The 16,382-nt window shown below is 28.7% G+C and carries 19 protein-coding genes and 1 riboswitch; of the genes, 18 read left to right on the top strand and 1 reads right to left on the bottom strand.

Annotated elements, in window-relative coordinates:
• Nucleotides 1-9 precede the first annotated feature (9 nt).
• The 10 genes from M4I33_RS13845 (at nucleotide 10) to M4I33_RS13800 (ending at nucleotide 7,965) form a co-directional block, all read left to right on the top strand.
• Entirely contained in the window at nucleotides 10-558 is a 549-nt protein-coding gene (locus M4I33_RS13845) for an RDD family protein (RefSeq protein WP_257917360.1), read from the top strand.
• An 83-nt stretch (nucleotides 559-641) separates the two neighbouring features.
• Complete coding sequence (locus M4I33_RS13840) at nucleotides 642-962, top strand: PTS lactose/cellobiose transporter subunit IIA (protein WP_257917359.1); 321 nt, start codon at nucleotides 642-644, stop codon at nucleotides 960-962.
• A 23-nt stretch (nucleotides 963-985) separates the two neighbouring features.
• Nucleotides 986-1,306, top strand: a complete 321-nt coding sequence (locus tag M4I33_RS13835) for a PTS sugar transporter subunit IIB (RefSeq protein WP_194189884.1) — start codon at nucleotides 986-988, stop codon at nucleotides 1,304-1,306.
• 17 nt (nucleotides 1,307-1,323) lie between these two features.
• A complete protein-coding gene (locus M4I33_RS13830) occupies nucleotides 1,324-2,679 on the top strand; it encodes a PTS sugar transporter subunit IIC (RefSeq protein ID WP_257917358.1) in 1,356 nt (451 codons plus the stop codon).
• Nucleotides 2,680-2,689: 10 nt separating this feature from the next.
• Nucleotides 2,690-3,214, top strand: coding sequence for a GrdB-related putative oxidoreductase (locus M4I33_RS13825; protein ID WP_257917357.1), 525 nt, complete (start codon nucleotides 2,690-2,692; stop codon nucleotides 3,212-3,214).
• Nucleotides 3,215-3,275: 61 nt separating this feature from the next.
• Complete coding sequence (locus M4I33_RS13820) at nucleotides 3,276-4,232, top strand: N(4)-(beta-N-acetylglucosaminyl)-L-asparaginase (RefSeq protein WP_257917356.1); 957 nt, start codon at nucleotides 3,276-3,278, stop codon at nucleotides 4,230-4,232.
• A 2-nt stretch (nucleotides 4,233-4,234) separates the two neighbouring features.
• Entirely contained in the window at nucleotides 4,235-5,338 is a 1,104-nt protein-coding gene (locus M4I33_RS13815; protein WP_257917355.1) for a Sapep family Mn(2+)-dependent dipeptidase, read from the top strand.
• Nucleotides 5,339-5,360: 22 nt separating this feature from the next.
• The gene (locus tag M4I33_RS13810) at nucleotides 5,361-6,221 is read left to right on the top strand and encodes a YitT family protein (protein WP_257917354.1); all 861 of its coding nucleotides are present in this window, start codon (nucleotides 5,361-5,363) and stop codon (nucleotides 6,219-6,221) included.
• A gap of 123 nt (nucleotides 6,222-6,344) precedes the next feature.
• Complete coding sequence (locus tag M4I33_RS13805) at nucleotides 6,345-7,313, top strand: ROK family protein (protein WP_257917353.1); 969 nt, start codon at nucleotides 6,345-6,347, stop codon at nucleotides 7,311-7,313.
• 19 nt (nucleotides 7,314-7,332) lie between these two features.
• Nucleotides 7,333-7,965 carry an HAD family hydrolase gene (locus M4I33_RS13800; protein WP_257917352.1) on the top strand — a complete coding sequence of 211 codons (633 nt, stop codon included), beginning with the start codon at nucleotides 7,333-7,335 and terminating at the stop codon, nucleotides 7,963-7,965.
• A gap of 172 nt (nucleotides 7,966-8,137) precedes the next feature.
• On the opposite strand, the gene M4I33_RS13795 is transcribed toward M4I33_RS13800, so the two are convergent.
• Nucleotides 8,138-9,016, bottom strand: coding sequence for a pirin family protein (locus tag M4I33_RS13795; RefSeq protein ID WP_257917351.1), 879 nt, complete (start codon nucleotides 9,014-9,016; stop codon nucleotides 8,138-8,140).
• A gap of 287 nt (nucleotides 9,017-9,303) precedes the next feature.
• On the opposite strand from M4I33_RS13795, the gene trxA reads away from it, so the two are divergent.
• The 8 genes from trxA to M4I33_RS13755 all read left to right on the top strand — a co-directional run.
• On the top strand, nucleotides 9,304-9,618 hold the full coding sequence (trxA, locus tag M4I33_RS13790) for a thioredoxin (RefSeq protein ID WP_257917350.1): 315 nt from the start codon (nucleotides 9,304-9,306) through the stop codon (nucleotides 9,616-9,618).
• A gap of 12 nt (nucleotides 9,619-9,630) precedes the next feature.
• Entirely contained in the window at nucleotides 9,631-10,494 is an 864-nt protein-coding gene (locus M4I33_RS13785) for an NAD(P)/FAD-dependent oxidoreductase (protein ID WP_257917349.1), read from the top strand.
• A 259-nt stretch (nucleotides 10,495-10,753) separates the two neighbouring features.
• Nucleotides 10,754-12,025 carry a histidine--tRNA ligase gene (hisS, locus tag M4I33_RS13780; RefSeq protein ID WP_257917348.1) on the top strand — a complete coding sequence of 424 codons (1,272 nt, stop codon included), beginning with the start codon at nucleotides 10,754-10,756 and terminating at the stop codon, nucleotides 12,023-12,025.
• 103 nt (nucleotides 12,026-12,128) lie between these two features.
• Nucleotides 12,129-13,484 carry an MATE family efflux transporter gene (locus M4I33_RS13775; protein WP_257917346.1) on the top strand — a complete coding sequence of 452 codons (1,356 nt, stop codon included), beginning with the start codon at nucleotides 12,129-12,131 and terminating at the stop codon, nucleotides 13,482-13,484.
• Between the two features lie 26 nt (nucleotides 13,485-13,510).
• Nucleotides 13,511-13,620, top strand: a riboswitch (SAM riboswitch).
• A gap of 88 nt (nucleotides 13,621-13,708) precedes the next feature.
• Nucleotides 13,709-14,584, top strand: a complete 876-nt coding sequence (gene metF / locus M4I33_RS13770) for a methylenetetrahydrofolate reductase [NAD(P)H] (RefSeq protein WP_257917344.1) — start codon at nucleotides 13,709-13,711, stop codon at nucleotides 14,582-14,584.
• A gap of 2 nt (nucleotides 14,585-14,586) precedes the next feature.
• Complete coding sequence (locus tag M4I33_RS13765) at nucleotides 14,587-15,039, top strand: S-ribosylhomocysteine lyase (RefSeq protein ID WP_257917343.1); 453 nt, start codon at nucleotides 14,587-14,589, stop codon at nucleotides 15,037-15,039.
• Nucleotides 15,032-15,721, top strand: a complete 690-nt coding sequence (locus M4I33_RS13760; RefSeq protein ID WP_257917342.1) for a vitamin B12 dependent-methionine synthase activation domain-containing protein — start codon at nucleotides 15,032-15,034, stop codon at nucleotides 15,719-15,721. Before M4I33_RS13765 ends, M4I33_RS13760 begins: the two co-directional genes overlap by 8 nt.
• Nucleotides 15,690-16,382 (top strand): homocysteine S-methyltransferase family protein (locus M4I33_RS13755; protein WP_257917341.1); only part of this gene is annotated, 693 nt, incomplete at its 3' end. The genes M4I33_RS13760 and M4I33_RS13755, both read left to right, overlap by 32 nt.

The following is a 16,382-nucleotide window of genomic DNA, read 5'->3' as shown; positions in this document are numbered from 1 at the left end:
AGGTAGAATATGAAAGAAAATAATAAATCAAATGTAAATGTTAGTAGAAGATTTTTAGGTTATATTATCGATTGGTACGTTGGTGCTTTATGTACAGCTTTACCTATAGCTTTAATTTCACAAAAATTAACTAATACTATGACAAATCAAAATATTATAGAGTTTCAAGGTTCATACGGGATTATAGCAGGAGTTTTAGCTTTATTATTTGCAGTATTTTATTTTGTAATAGTTCCAACATTTATTTATAAAGGACAAACTTTAGGTAAGAGAATTTGCAAAATGAAGATAGTTAAAAAATCAAATGAGGACGTAGAACTTAAAAATATTTTATTAAGGCAAGTAATAGGTGTGATTATTATTGAGGGAGCCTTAGTTACTGCAAGTACAATATGGCATCAACTACTTACTATATTTACAAGAGTTAACTTTGTTACTCCATTAATGTATGCAGGTTTTGCAATAACTGCAATAAGCATTTGCTTGCTGCTATTTAAAGGAGAAAATAGAGCGCTTCATGATTACATAGGAAGCACAAAAGTAGTTTTATGTGATTAGTTTCCTAACATTAGGAAGAAGTGATATAAGCCTAAAAGATTATATAAAATATATAATTTGTTTATAGACGAAAGGAGAGCAAGATGGATAATTTAGAATTAATAAGCTTTAATATTATTTCATCAGTAGGAATGGCTAAATCAAGTTATATTGAGGCTATGAAAGCTGCTGAAAAAGGGGAATTCGATTTAGTTAATGAGAAAATGGAAGAGGGAGATAAGTATTTTAGTAAAGGACATAATAGCCACGGGGAGTTGATTCAACAAGAAGCAAGTGGAAAAGGCGTTACTCCAACAATTTTACTTATGCACGCTGAGGACCAATTAATGTCAGCTGAAACTATTAAAATACTTACTAAAGAAGTAATTAAATTAAATAAAAGTATAAAAGAATTAAGTAAATAAAAAAAGAAAGAAGGGTATTAATTATGAAAAAGGTATATTTATTTTGCAGTCAAGGGATGTCAACTAGCATGCTAGCTAGTAAAATGCAAGAGGTTGCAAATAGTCATAACTTACCAATAGAGGTTTTAGCATTTCCACATAACAAATTAAGAGAAATTATAGATGAGAGACACCCAGATTGTATTTTACTTGGACCACAAGTTAAGTATATGTATGAAGAAACTGTAGAAGAATTTGGAAGTTTAGGTATTCCTATATCAGTTATAAATGCTGATGATTATGGAATGATGAACGGAGAAAAGGTATTAAAAATAGCAATTAAATTGATAAAAGCAAAAAAATAACATAAGGAGGAATAATAATGATAAAAAAGCTTGAAAAAATACTTATGCCTTTAGCGGAAGCCATAGGTAGAAATAAGTACTTAATGTCTATTAGAGATGGTTTTTTAATATCAACACCGCTACTAATTGCAGGTTCAATATTCTTATTAATTGCAAACTTTCCAATAACAGCTTGGACTGATTGGTTAAAATCAGTTGTTGTTAATCAAAATACTGGACAAACTTTAGCAGCCTTTTTAGAAAAACCATCAGATGCAACATTTACTATAATGGCTATATTTGCAATTATAGGTATTGCATATTCCTTTGCAAAGCATATGAAAACAAATGCTATATTTGGTTCTGCTGTTGCAATTATGTCATGGTTTTTAATTATGCCTTATACAGTAACTGGAACAGTAGGAGGACAAGAAGTAAGCTTAACAGGTGTTCCAACAGGCTGGCTTGGTGCTAAAGGTATTTTCGTAGGTATTATATGTGCCTTTGTTTCAGTTCATATCTATGCTTGGGTAGAAAGAAAAGGTTGGACAATTAAAATGCCAAATGGTGTTCCACCAACAGTAGTTCAATCTTTCGCAGCTTTAATACCAGCTACTATAGTTATGATAGTATTCTTCTTTATAAATTTAATATTTGGATATTTTGGAACAAATGTATTTACAATTATATTCCAATTCTTACAAACTCCATTATTAAATATAGGAGATACTTTAGGGGCTATGGTTATAGCTTATATTTTCTTACACCTATTCTGGTTCTTTGGAATTAATGGTGGATCAGTAGTAGGTGCTGTATTTAACCCAATATTGCAAACGCTTTCTGTTGAGAACTTAGAGTTTTTCAAAACAGGAATAGGAGAAGGAAATATTATATGTCAACAATTCCAAGATCTATTTGCAACATTTGGAGGTGCAGGTTCAACTTTATCACTTATAATTGCAATGTTATTTTTCTGTAAGTCAAAGAGGATTACAGAACTTGGAAAACTATCATTAGTGCCTGGAATATTTGGTATTAATGAGCCTATAATATTTGGACTTCCTATAGTTTTAAATCCGATGATGTTAGTTCCGTTTATAGTTGTTCCTACGGTTAATATAGTTATTTCATATTTTGCAATGGACTTTGGATTAGTTCCTATCTGCAGTGGAATTAACATACCATGGACGACACCTGTAATAATTTCAGGGCTACTTGCAACTAACTGGGTAGGTGCTTTACTTCAAGCAGGACTTTTAGTACTTGGAGTGTTTATATACATGCCATTTATAAAAATGATGGATAAGCAATACTTAATGGATGAAGCGAAAGCAAAAGATGAAGACGACGATGATGATTTCTCATTAGATGATTTATCATTTGATGATTTGTAGGAGTGATTTTATGAAAATTATAATGATTTATGACCAAATTCAATCAGGTGCAGGAATAAAAGATGACCATATGATTCCTCTTGGAGCTAAAAAAGAGGTAGTAGGACCTGCAATAATGATGGAGCCTTATTTAAAAGAAGTCGGAGGAAAAGTTATAGCTTGTTTATATTGTGGAGATGGTTTTTACGATGAAAACAAGGATGAAGTAACTAGAAAGCTATGTGCTATGGTAAATAAGGTTAAACCAGATGTAGTAATTTGCGGCCCAGCATTTAACTATGAAGGGTATGGAAAAATGGCAGCAAATGTAGCTTATGCTATTAATAATAATACTGAAGCTGTAGCTTTTGCAGCTATGTCAAAAGAAAATGAAGATACTATAAAAGAATTTAAAGATAAGATAAAAATAATCGAGACTCCTAAAAAAGGTGGAACCGGGTTAAATGAAGCTTTAGAAGGAATGTGTAAACTTTCAAAGGCTATGGTAGAAAATAAAGATATAGATACTATATCATCAAAATATTGTTTTAAATAAATATCTAAAATAAAAGGATGCTAAAGTAGCATCCTTTTATAAAATCGGAGGAGGAAAAGATATGTGGGGAATAATAGCAACATGGCGTATGGCTGTTGAAGGAATTACAAAAGCTAGTGAAATGCTTAAAAATGGAGAAGATTCAGGAGATGCTATAGAGGCGGCAATAAAAGAAGTAGAGGACTTTCCATACTATAAATCAGTTGGCTTTGGAGGTCTTCCAAACGAAGAAATGATAGTAGAATTAGATGCAGCTTATATGGATGGAAATACATTTGACTTAGGAGCCGTTGCAGCTATAAAGGATTTTAAAAATCCTATAAGCATAGCAAGAAGATTATCTAAAGAAAAGGTAAATAACCTTTTAGTTGGAGAAGGCGCTGAAAAGTTTGCAAGCAAGGAAGGTTTTGAAAGAAAAAATATGCTAACAGATAGAGCGAAAATACATTACAAAAATAGATTAAAAGAAATAAAAGATTTAGAAATAAAACCTTATTCAGGGCACGATACTGTAGGAATGGTATGTTTAGATGAAAAGGGTAAGATGACATCAGCTACATCAACTAGCGGATTATTTATGAAAAAAAGTGGACGTGTTGGGGATTCTCCAATATCAGGGTCTGGATTTTATGTAGATAGTGAAGTTGGAGGAGCTAGTGCAACTGGGCTTGGAGAAGATTTAATGAAAGGTTGCGTATCTTATGAAGTTGTAAGACTTATGAAAGAAGGAATGCACCCTCAAAAAGCTTGTGAAAAGGCAGTAAATGATTTTGATTTAGAACTAAAAAAACGAAGAAAAAAAGCTGGAGATATGTCTTTAGTTGCTATGAATAATAAAGGTGAGTGGGGAGTTTCTACAAATATCGAAGGATTTTCTTTTGCAGTTGCAACAGAAAATGAAGAGCCAACAGTATATTTAACTAAAAACATTAATGGTAAATGCATACATGAAGTTGCAAGTAACGAGTGGCTTGACAATTATATGAAAACTAGAATGGCAAAATTAGTGGAGTTATAGTTATGGAAAAAGATATATTAAAAGAAGTCGATAATATAGCAAATGATATGATAAAGAGTATTATTGAAGTTGTAAAAATCGATAGCGTTGAATCAGAAGAAGAAAAAGATGCACCCTTTGGAAAAGGCGTAAAGCTAGCCCTAGATAAGACTTTAGATATAGCAAAAAGTTTAGGGTTTAATACATATAATTTAGATAATTATATAGGTTATGCAAGTTATGGAGAAAGCGAGGAATATATTGCAGCTATCGGTCACTTAGATGTAGTTAAACCTTTAAAGGGGTGGAGAGAACCTCCCTTTAGCGGATATACAAAAGACGGAGTGATTTATAGCCGTGGTATTTTAGATAACAAGGGACCTATACTATCTTGTTTGTATGGATTATATGCCCTTAAAAGATTAAATATTAAATTAAATAGAGAAGTTAGAATAATTTTTGGGTGCGACGAAGAAAGTGGTTTTTTAGATTTAGAGCATTACTTAAAAAAAGAGAAACCTCCAATATTTGGATTCACACCAGACTGTAAATATCCTGTAGTTTATGCTGAACGCGGAAGGCTTGAAGTAGAAGTTTATAATGATGAAGGGACTTTAGAAGACTTTTTTGATTTCGTAAACGAATATGTTTTAAATGGGAAGGTAACTGGGGATAGATTTAATTTAGAGATTTCAGATGAAGAGTTTGGATCTTTAGAAGTTAGAAACTTTAAATTAAATTATGGAGTAGTTCCATCTTGTAGATTTAGCGTAAGCTATCCTGCATCTACAGATAAAGATGAGATTTTAAAAAGGATAGAAGGCGCTATATCCCCATTTAAAGTTAGATTAAAGAAAAACTATGACCCTGTTAAATTTAATAAGGATTGCTTCTTAGTTGAAACTTTAAAAAAGACTTATGAAATGGTAACTTTAAATGATGGAACACCAGTTACTACAACAGGTGGAACTTATGCAAAGCTTATGAAAAATATAGTACCCTTTGGACCTTCTTTTCCAGGTCAAAAGGGAATAGGTCATCAGCCAAATGAATGGATGAAAATAGAAGATATAATTACTAATGCAAAAATATATGCACTAAGCCTTTATTATTTAGGAAAAGGTTAAATATTTCAGTTTGGAGAGATAGATGAATAATAAATTATTTAAAAGTTATTTAGTTACGGCCTTAGCTGTTAGTGCATCTGCATTACTTCAAACATATGTTATTAAGGTTTTTATAGAGCCTTCTAATTTGTTATCAAGTGGATTTACAGGTGCATCAATTTTAATTGATCGTATAGTAGCTTTAAAGGGAGGGTCTTTTTCAACTTCTCTTGGTCTTATAGTTTTAAATGTGCCAGTAGCTATACTATGCTATAAAGCTATAGGGAAAAAGTTTGTTATATCTTCATTGTGTCAGGTTTTCTTAACAAGTTTTCTTTTAAAGGTTTTAACCTTTAAGCCTTTATTTGATGATATTGTACTTAACGTTTGCTTTGGCGGATTTCTTTATGGAATGTCAGTAGTTTGCGCTCTTAAAGGAAATTCATCTACCGCTGGAACAGATTTTATAGCTTTATATGTTTCTAACAAAAAAGGTAAATCTGTTTTTGAATATGTATTTATATTTAATGCTTTGATGCTATGTGTTTTTGGATACTTATTTGGATTTTTATATGCTGGTTATTCTATAGTTTTTCAGTTTATTTCAACTAAGACTATTTCATCTTTTTATAGAAGGTATAAGAGAGTAACACTTCAAATAACAACAAAGAATCCAGAGAAAGTTTTAGAAAGTTATATAAAAAATTACAGGCACGGTGTATCTGTTATGGAAGGGTATGGAGGGTATAGCAAAGTTCATATGAGCTTACTTCATACAGTTGTTTCATATTATGAAGTTAGTGATATTACGATGCTAATTAGAAATGTTGACCCAAAAGCTATAATCAATGTATTAAATACAGAAGAGTTTTATGGGGGTTTTTATAGAAGACCTTTAGAATAAAAGAAGTATTAAGTTTAACTTAAGGCTTCTTTTTGTGTTAAACGTTGACAATTACAAAAAGATTTGATTAAATAAACTTATTAAAAGAGTTTTAAAAAGTATTTTAATAAGTGTGGTGATATTTTGGCAAATGCAAAAACAATAAAAGAGATAAACGTAAATACAATAAGAAATGCTCTATTTAAAAAGAAAGATTTAAGTAAAAGTGAAATATCAAAAATAACAAATTTAAGTTTTCCAACTGTAAGTACAGTATTAGATTATCTAATAAATAAAGGGGAAGTTAAAGAAGAAGGATTAAAAGAATCTATAGGAGGAAGATGTTCTAAAAAGTATAGTTTAAACCCATTATATAAAGTATCTTTACTTATATGTATAGAAGGGGATACCTTAGAGTGGAAAGTTATAGACTATTGCGAAGCTTTAATAGAAGATGGAACTACAAATATAAAAGGAGATATTTTATTAAAGATAGAAGAATTAATTAATAATAAAAAAGAAAATTATAATAATCTTTGTGGCATCACAATTGGAGTTGCTAGTATTATAAAAGACGGAAAGTTTTTATCAGATATTGAATATAAAGAATTAAAAGGTGTAGATGTAGAAGAATATTTATTTAATAAGTTTAATTTACCTATAAATATAGATAACGATTTAAATATAGTAGCTAGAGGGTATCTGAAAAGAAAAAGTTTAGAAAATGGCGAAACTGTTGTAAATATTTATATAGGAAATAATGGTATAGGTGCAAGCCTTATTATAGGCGGGAAAGTATTTAAGGGTATGTCAAACTTTGCGGGAGAAATAACTTTTTTACCTATTTTAGAAAATGAAAAAGATGATTTTAAAGATATTGATATGATAACTTATTACAGTAAAATTATTTTATCTTATATATCTATAATAAATCCAAATGAAATAGTTTTATATAATAATGAGTATTTAAATTATGGTATAGAAAAGATTGAAGATTATTTAAATAAAAAGGTTACTAAAGAAGTTATTCCAAGGATTATTCTATCTGATGACTTTAAAAAAGATTACGAAGCTGGATTAATAGAAATAGCTAAAGGATTAATAAAAAACTAAATTATGTGAGGGTGGTACTATGAAATATTCCCATGTTGTATTTGATATAGATGGAACTATAATAGACTCAGAAAAATCCGTATTAAAATCACTTAGAAAAACTATTTTTGAAGAATTAAACGAATTAAAAGACTTAGGTGAATTAAAATTTGCATTAGGAATACCAGGAGAAGACGCACTAAAAAAGTTAGGAGTAAAAAATATAGATTCTGTTTTAAAGAAATGGGATGATTACTTTAAAGAATACAAAGAAGATATAGTAGTTTTTAATGGAATAGAAGAGGTTTTAAATAATCTAAAGTTAAATAAAATTAATTTAGGAATTATAACATCAAAAACAAAAACTGAACTTAAAGATGACTTTTTATGTTTTAAATTTAGTGAGTTATTTCAAACTATTATTTGTGCAGATGATACTAAAAGGCATAAACCTTTTAAAGATCCTATGGAAAAGTACTTAGAAATAAGTAATGCAAAAAGAGATGAGGTTATTTATATAGGGGATTCTATTTATGATAGAGACTGCGCAGTAGATGCAAAGGTGGATTTTGGACTTGCACTTTGGGGAGCAACGGATAAAGAAATTAAATCTACATACAAATTAAACAATCCAAAAGATATAGAAAGCATCACATTAAATTACGATAAATAAGTATTTAGTTTAGCTTGTGAATTACAATATATAGCTAAAGTTGGACTAAAAGAAAGTAAGTTTAGTGATGATAAAAAAAGATATAAAAGAGTAGCTGATATTTCTGTAGAGCTTTCAAATAAGTAAAACTAAGGACAACCTAAACTTTATTAAATTAGGTTGTCCTTAAATTTTAAAACTCAAAAGAGCCAAATCTTCCTTTATCAAAATCATCATATGCTTTAAGCAAATCTTCTTCTGTAGCTAATACAAAAGGTCCATCAAAGACTACAGGTTCTCTAATTGATTCTCCACTTAAAACTAAAAATAAAGAGGATTCAGTTAAGGATTCTATTTGGATATCTCCACGTACATTATCAAATATTATAAATTCATTTTCTAAATACATTTTATTATTTACTACAAGATTCCCATCAACTATTAAAATACCAGTATTAAAATTACTAGGTTCATTTAAAGTAACCTTTCCAAAATTTCTTAAATAAACATTATAAAGATTTATTTTTGAAAAAGTTTCAGCAGGCCCTTTTGTGCCTAAGGCTTCACCAGCTATAACTTGAATTTCACCATTATTTTCTTCTAAAATATGAGTTCCTATTGAACTTTTTGATAAAAACTGATATTTAGGGTGAGTCATTTTATTTCTATAAGGCAAGTTTATCCAAAGTTCTACCATATGCAAAACTCCACCCTTTTTAGTAAATTCCTTTTCGTGATATTCCTTATGGAGCATCCCAGAACCAGCTGTGATCCATTGAACATCATAAGGACCGACCACTCCAGAGTGACCTTTATTATCTTTATGATTAACATAACCTGCGTATGGAATAGTTACAATTTCAAATCCTCTATGAGGATGAGCTCCTACGCCTAATTTAAAATTAGAAGGTTCAAAATAAAATGGAGCATTATAATTTAATAAAATAAAAGGAGAAAACCTTAATAAAATATTTCTATTAGAAGGAAAGTATTGACTTACTCTAAAACCATCGCCAACCATATAAAAATCTGAACCTTTAAAAGAAGTTTCTACAGTTCTTAATTTTTTCATAAAATCAGATCCTTTCAATTTATTTAGTAAAGAATAACAAAATTAAAAATTACTTTCAAATCAGTAGAAATTTATAAACTTAAGAATGTTTATAAATTATCTATAAAAAATAGATAAAAGTGATATTAAAATGAATAAATAAAATCTAATATAAAAACTTCTTATATATTTAATTTTAACTCTATGAATTAAATTTTAATATACCATTTTTCCTATATTAACAGTAAATTGACATATTAAATAATAAGGACTATTTTAAAAGAAAAAAGTGATATGAGGTGATTTTTATGGTAAAAGAAATTTATGATGCTGACTTTAAGGAAGAAGTTTTAGATTATGAGGGAATAGTGTTTGTTGAGTTTTTTGCGACTTGGTGTCCACACTGCAAAGCACTAGCACCTGTTTTAGAAAGTGTATCAGATGAGGTTTGGAAAGTTAAATTTGTTAAGGTAGATATTGATAAAAACCCACAAGCATCTGTAACTTATGATGTAGAAAGTATACCAACATTAAAAATATTTAAAAGTGGTGAAGTTATAAATTCTAATGATGGCTTTTTGCCAAAAGAACAGCTTATAAACTTTATCTCTGAAAGTGTTTAAGGAGGTGTTTTTATGAGTGAAAGATATGATATAGCTATAATTGGAAGTGGCGCAGCAGGACTATCGGCTTCTTTAATAGCAAAAATTAGAAATAAATCATTTATAATTTTTGGTGATAAAGATTTAACGGGTCATTTAAAAAAGGCTCCTAGAATAGAAAACTATTTAGGTTTTCCTCCTGGAAGTGGCAGGGAGTTACTAGGTCATTTTAGGGATCATATAGAAGCTATGGATATAAATATAACTGAAGAAAGAATTTCTAATGTATTTAAAATGGATGATTATTTTGAAGTTTTAGGTATGGATAATACTTATGAAGCTAAAAGCGTAATTGTAGCAACTGGAGTTGAATATACTGCTCCTATAAAAGGCGAAGAGGAATTTGTAGGTAAGGGGGTAGGATACTGTACAACTTGTGATGGACCTTTATATAAAGGAAAAACTGTAGTAGTAGTAAGTTATCTTAAAGAAGGTGAAGCTGAGGCTAATTTTATAAATGAAATAGCTAAAAATGTTTATTATGTACCACTTTATGAAGAGGAATATAATTTAGATAAAGGAATTAAAATAATAAAAGATAATCCTTTAGAAATAACAGGAGATAAGAGAGTAAATAAATTAATATTAAAAAATAGCTCTATTGAAACTGACGGTGTTTTTGTTTTGAAAAATGCTATACCTATGGCTGAATTAGTTCCAGGGTTAGAAGTTTTAAATGGTCATATTAAAGCAGATATTAATATGAAAACAAGTTTAGAAGGGTGTTTTGCAGCTGGAGATTGCGTAGGCTTACCTTATCAAGATATTAAAGCGGCAGGGCAAGGTAACGTAGCAGCCTTAAGTGCTATTAATTATTTAAATAGTAAAAATGAGTAGTTTATTTAATATATATTAAAAAGTTAAAAATTAGGATATAATATAAATATCAAATTTAAAAAAAGGAGTTATGAATATGCTTAATTTAGTTTTTAAAACATTACATCATCATATCTAGAGACTTGTTTTAGTGAGGCAAGTCTATTTAAAGTAGGCTTTTGTCTCTAGGTATAGATAAATTAAGGTATTTATAATTTATTTAAAGCCACGTGGGATTTTAAGCCTACGTGGCTTTTATTTTATTAAAGGAGTGAAAAAAATGGATAAAAAAATTATAAAACCTAGTATACTTAGTGGCTTTATGGAACTATTACCAAGAGAGCAAGAAATATTTAGTGATATTTTAGAAAAAATAAAAGAAGTTTATAAGGAAAATGGATTTTTAGAAATAGATACACCTATTTTAGAAAAACAAGAAATATTATTATCTAAAGAAGGGGGAGAAACTGAAAAGGAAGTTTATAGATTTAAAAAAGGAAAAAAAGATATAGTTTTAAGATTTGATTTAACTGTACCTTTTGCAAGGTATGTAGCACAACATTTTGATTATTTAAATTTTCCTTTTAAAAGGTATCAAGTTGGAAAAGTTTATAGAGGAGAGAGAAATCAAAGGGGAAGATACAGAGAGTTTTATCAGTTTGATATAGATATTATAGGAAATGAAAAATTAAATATAAATAATGATGCCTTAGTTATAAGTTTAGCATTTAAAGCATTTAAAAGAATTGGATTAAATGAGTTCAAATTTTTATTAAATAATAAAAAGATATTAGTTGGAATTTTAGAAGAACTTAAAATCAAAAATTCAAAGGAAGTTTTAATTCTTTTAGATAAAGTAGAAAAGATTGAAAAAGATGTTTTTGAAAGGGAATTATTAAATCTTGTATCTTTAAAAAATTATAATATTTTAAATTCTATAATAAATATAAAAGGAGAGAATTTAGAAAAAATAGATTATTTAGAAAGTTTGAATTTAAAAAATGAAACCTTAAGAACTGGAATAAAAGAAATAAAAGAAGTTTTAAAAACATTAAATTATTTAGGGGTAGATGAAGAAAAGGTAGTATTAGATTTTAAAATAATCAGAGGGTTAGATTATTATACAGGAACAATAGTTGAAACAGTATTAATTGGAAATGAAAAGTACGGTTCTATCTGTTCTGGCGGAAGGTATGATAATTTAGCTAGTAATTTTACAAAAAGGGTGTTACCTGGAGTCGGTATATCTATAGGGATTACAAGATTATTTTTTGTTTTAAAAGAAATTGGGTTTTTAAAAAATTATTATATTAAAGAAAGTTTAGATTATTTAATAATTCCAATAACTGAAGATATTAAGGTAGCTTTAGATATATTAAAAAGAATACAAAATAAGGGATACAAAGCTTCTATATATTTTGAAGAGGGCACTTTAAAGAAAAAGATGAGTTATGCAGATAAATTAGGTGCAAAAAAAGTTATATTAGTAGGAGAAGAAATAAAAGTAAAGGATATGAAAAAGGGAATTTATGAAACTTTAGATTTAGAATAAAAGTATTTATATTGTAAAAAAATAGTAAACTATTTATAATAAAAAAGGGAAAAGTATATCGAAATATGTATTTTAAAATTGAATAAATACTAGGGGGGATGGAATGTTTAAGACAAATGTGGATTTATTAAATGGGAAGATATTAAAATCTTTAATTATCTTTGCAATACCTCTTTTTATATCAAATTTATTCCAGCAACTTTATAATACTGTAGATATTATGATTGTTGGAAATTACTTAGGAGATACTTCACTAGCTGCAATAGGAGCATCAGCTGCTGTTTATGAGCTTTTAGTAGGATTTGCTTTAGGTACTGGAAGTGGACTTAGCATAGTAACAGCTAGAAGTTATGGTTCAAAAGACGAAGAACTAGTTAAAAAGTCAGTTGCAGGGTCACTTGTAATTGGTATTTTTATTTCAGTTATCATTATGGTTATATCAAAGTTATTTTTATATCCCTTACTTGAACTGTTAAATACTCCTAAAAATATTATAGACGAGTCTTATTCTTATATATCAACAGTTACTATGTTTGTTTCAGTAATGTTTTTATATAATCTTTGTGCAAGTGCTTTAAGGGCTGTAGGAAACAGTATGATGCCTTTAATATTTTTAATTATTTCTTCTGTAATTAATATTTTCTTAGATATATTATTTATTACAAGATTTGATATGGGAATTAAAGGAGCTGCAGTTGCAACAGTTATAGCCCAAGGAATATCAGGGGTATTATGCGTTATTTATATCTATAAAAAATGTCCAGTTTTAATTCCTAAAAAAGAGCATTTTAAATTTGATAAAGAATTATATAAAGATTTATTAGGACAAGGTTTATCTATGGGAGTTATGCTTATGATAGTATCAGCTGGTACTGTAATTTTGCAAACTGCTATAAATAATTTAGGATATTTAATAATAGCAGGGCATACAGCAGCACGTAAATTAAATAGTTTTGCTATGATACCAATATCTTCTTTATCTATGAGTTTAGCTACCTTTGTTTCTCAAAATAAAGGAGCAGACCAAGGAGGAAGAATTAGAGAAGCCGTAAAATATTCTAATTTAATGTCTGTTATTTGGGGAGTTTTAGTTACTATAGTTTTACTTTTTACAGCACCTACTTTAATGAGAATTTTATCAGGTTCAACAGAACCTGTAGTAATAGATAATGGAGCTAAATACCTTTTAATTAACTCACCATTTTATGCAGTACTTGGAATATTATTAAATTTAAGAAATTCCCTTCAAGGAATTGGAGAAAAGGTTCTTCCTTTAGTTTCAAGTGTTATTGAGCTTTTAGGTAAGATTCTATTTGTTATTTTATTAATTCCAACACTTGGATACTTTGGAGTGATTATTTGTGAGCCTGTTATTTGGTGTTTAATGTGTATCCAATTAGCATATGCATTTTATAAAAATAATTATATTAAAGAAATTAAAGATAATCATTTACAATAAAATACAGTTATAGTATAATTATAAAAAACTTATCAAGAGAGGTGGAGGGACTGGCCCTTTGAAACCCGGCAACCGTTATAGATAGCGAAAGTTTAGAGCTATCTTTATCAAGGTGCTAATTCCAGACAGATAAGGGTACTAAATTTTAAAGATATTTAAGTCTTAAGGTGAACCCTTAAGGCTTTTTTGTTTTACTTTAATAACTACAAAAGGGGGCTATTTGTATGAATATAAGAGACAAATTTAAAGAAAAGAAACTAGTTTTTTCTTTTGAAGTATTTCCACCTAAAAATACTTCACCTGTAAAGACAATCTACAAAGCGTTAAATGATCTAGTTAAGCTTAATCCAGATTTTATATCTGTAACCTATGGGGCAGGTGGAAGCTTAACTAATAATAAGACAAGCGAACTTGCATCACTTATTAAAAATGTATATGGCTTAGAATCATTAGCACATTTAACTTGTATTTCTTCAACTAAAGAGGATATAGATAAATTAACTGAAAGATTAACTTTAGAAGGAGTAAATAATATTCTTGCATTAAGAGGAGATGATATAGGAAACACTAGAGGGGACTTTTCTTATGCAAATGAACTTATGGATTATATTAAAAGCAAAGGAGATTTTAATATAATTGGGGCTTGTTACCCAGAAGGTCATATTGATAATAAAAATATAAGTTTAGAAGTTGATAATTTAGAGAGAAAAATAGAAAATGGGGCGACAAGCTTTATTTCTCAGTTATTTTTTGATAATAACGTATATTATAAATTTTTAGAAGAGGTTAATAAGAGAAATATAGATATTCCTATTCAAGCTGGAATAATGCCAGTTGTTAATGGAAAACAAATAGAGAGGATAACAGAGCTTTGTGGATCTAGTATTCCTTTAAAATTTAGAAAGATTATGGAAAAATATGAAGGAAGTCCAGAGGCTTTAAGAGAAGCTGGAATAGCTTATGCAGTAGAACAAATAATAGACCTTTCCTCAAGTGATGTTAGTGGAATTCATTTATATACTATGAATAATCCATACGTTGCAAAAAGGATAAGTGAAAATATAGATACTATAATAAATGAGATAAATAGGAGGGCATAAAAATGGAAAGAGTAGAAAGTTTTGAATTAGACCACAGGAAAGTTAAGGCGCCATATGTAAGAAAGTGCTGCATATTAGAAGGAATCAAAGGAGATAAGGTTACTAAATTTGATTTAAGGTTTTTACAGCCTAATAAAGAATCTTTTGGAACAGCTGGTATGCACGGTTTAGAGCATCTTTTAGCTCATACTTTAAGAGAAGAATTAGACAATATAATAGATCTTTCACCTATGGGTTGTAGAACTGGATTTTATTTAAGTTTATTTGGAGATAGAGATCCTAAAGAGATAAAAGAAGCTTTAGAAAAATCACTAGAAAAAGTCTTAAAAGCAAAGGAAATTCCAGCAAAAAATGAAATTCAATGCGGAAATTATAAAGACCTTTCTTTATTTTCAGCAAAGGAATATGCAAAAGAAGCTTTAAATAAAGGATTCTCCCTAAATATTTATGGATAGTAAAATAGAAATAAAAAAAGAAGAGGTTTTAAGGTATCTAGGATATAAGGGTCAAGAGATAGATTATAATTTAGATTTAAAGATAGAGAGCCTTATTTTAGAAAGTAAAAACCTCTTTAGAGAAAGAGTAGCTTTTAGAGAGTTTTATATTTTAAAAGAAGATGGGGAGATTAAATTAAAAGATACAAATATAAAACTTAAAGGGAAAGATATTTATAACCTTTTAAAAGACTCTGATAGGTGTATACTTATAGCTGTAACTTTAGGAAATGATATAGAAAAGAAAATTCGGTTATATTCAAAGACTGATTTAACTTCCTCTGTAATTTTAGATGCTTGTGCGACAGCTGGAGTTGAAAGTCTTTGTGATAATTTAGAAGAAAATTTAAAAGAAGAGTTTTTAAATGAAAATGAAAACTTTACTTTTAGGTATAGCCCGGGATACGGTGATTTAAGTTTAAGTATTCAAAAGGATTTTATAGAGATTTTAGATTGCAAAAGAAGGCTTGGACTTAATTTATCAGAGCATTTAATATTATTTCCTAGAAAATCAGTAACTGCAATTCTTGGAATAACAAAAGAAAAATTAAAAGTTAAAAGAAATTGTAAAAATTGCAATAACTACGATAGATGTATATATAGAAAAGAGGATGGAGAGTTTGGATGTAATAAATCTACTTAAAAATAAAATATTAATTTTTGATGGTGCTATGGGAACTACACTACAAAAGAAAGGCTTAAAGCTTGGAGAAATTCCAGAGTTTCTTAATTTTACAGAAGAAGAAAAAATTATAGAAATACATAAAGAATTTATAAAATATGGCGCTGATATTATAACTACTAATACTTTTTCAGCTAATGAGAGAAAGCTAAAAGGAAAAGAGTATTCTGTAGAAGAAGTAATAAAAAAAGCTATAGATTTAGCAAAAATAGCTAGAGGAGATAAAGATATCTTAATAGCGCAAGATATAGGTCCTATAGGAGAATTATTAGAACCCTTAGGAACTTTAGAGTTTGAAGAGGCTGTAGAAATTTTTAAAAGGCAGGTAAGAGTTGGAGAAAGTGAAGGAGTTGATATCTTACTTTTTGAAACCTTTACTGACCTTTATGAGATGAAAGCTGCAATTATTGCAGCAAAAGAAGTTTCAAATTTACCTATTTTTGCAACTATGACTTTTGAAGAAGACGGAAGAACATTTACAGGGTGCTCCCCTGAAAGTATGGCTATAACTTTAGAAGGGCTTAATGTAGATGCTTTAGGTGTTAATTGTTCTTTAGGGCCTAAAGAATTATATAACATAGTAAAAAAGGTTTGCGACAATACAAATTTACCAGTTTTACTT

The sequence above is a fragment of the Clostridium sp. LY3-2 genome, from assembly GCF_024705715.1.
Classification (GTDB): domain Bacteria; phylum Bacillota; class Clostridia; order Clostridiales; family Clostridiaceae; genus Clostridium.
The sequence above is the reverse complement of the archived record's forward strand: the minus strand, read 5'-3'. Positions and strand labels throughout refer to the sequence as shown.

Excerpts from the sequence above, each read along its gene's own strand:
- M4I33_RS13760 (WP_257917342.1), top strand. The coding sequence starts at position 15,032 with ATGGATAGTAAAATAGAAATAAAAAAAGAAGAGGTTTTAAGGTATCTA.
- M4I33_RS13840 (WP_257917359.1), top strand. The coding sequence starts at position 642 with ATGGATAATTTAGAATTAATAAGCTTTAATATTATTTCATCAGTAGGA.
- M4I33_RS13800 (WP_257917352.1), top strand. The coding sequence starts at position 7,333 with ATGAAATATTCCCATGTTGTATTTGATATAGATGGAACTATAATAGAC.
- M4I33_RS13775 (WP_257917346.1), top strand. The coding sequence starts at position 12,129 with ATGTTTAAGACAAATGTGGATTTATTAAATGGGAAGATATTAAAATCT.
- M4I33_RS13845 (WP_257917360.1), top strand. The coding sequence starts at position 10 with ATGAAAGAAAATAATAAATCAAATGTAAATGTTAGTAGAAGATTTTTA.
- M4I33_RS13765 (WP_257917343.1), top strand. The coding sequence starts at position 14,587 with ATGGAAAGAGTAGAAAGTTTTGAATTAGACCACAGGAAAGTTAAGGCG.
- M4I33_RS13810 (WP_257917354.1), top strand. The coding sequence starts at position 5,361 with ATGAATAATAAATTATTTAAAAGTTATTTAGTTACGGCCTTAGCTGTT.
- M4I33_RS13785 (WP_257917349.1), top strand. The coding sequence starts at position 9,631 with ATGAGTGAAAGATATGATATAGCTATAATTGGAAGTGGCGCAGCAGGA.
- M4I33_RS13820 (WP_257917356.1), top strand. The coding sequence starts at position 3,276 with ATGTGGGGAATAATAGCAACATGGCGTATGGCTGTTGAAGGAATTACA.
- M4I33_RS13830 (WP_257917358.1), top strand. The coding sequence starts at position 1,324 with ATGATAAAAAAGCTTGAAAAAATACTTATGCCTTTAGCGGAAGCCATA.
- M4I33_RS13795 (WP_257917351.1), bottom strand. The coding sequence starts at position 9,016 with ATGAAAAAATTAAGAACTGTAGAAACTTCTTTTAAAGGTTCAGATTTT.
- hisS (WP_257917348.1), top strand. The coding sequence starts at position 10,754 with ATGGATAAAAAAATTATAAAACCTAGTATACTTAGTGGCTTTATGGAA.
- M4I33_RS13815 (WP_257917355.1), top strand. The coding sequence starts at position 4,235 with ATGGAAAAAGATATATTAAAAGAAGTCGATAATATAGCAAATGATATG.
- M4I33_RS13835 (WP_194189884.1), top strand. The coding sequence starts at position 986 with ATGAAAAAGGTATATTTATTTTGCAGTCAAGGGATGTCAACTAGCATG.
- trxA (WP_257917350.1), top strand. The coding sequence starts at position 9,304 with ATGGTAAAAGAAATTTATGATGCTGACTTTAAGGAAGAAGTTTTAGAT.
- metF (WP_257917344.1), top strand. The coding sequence starts at position 13,709 with ATGAATATAAGAGACAAATTTAAAGAAAAGAAACTAGTTTTTTCTTTT.
- M4I33_RS13825 (WP_257917357.1), top strand. The coding sequence starts at position 2,690 with ATGAAAATTATAATGATTTATGACCAAATTCAATCAGGTGCAGGAATA.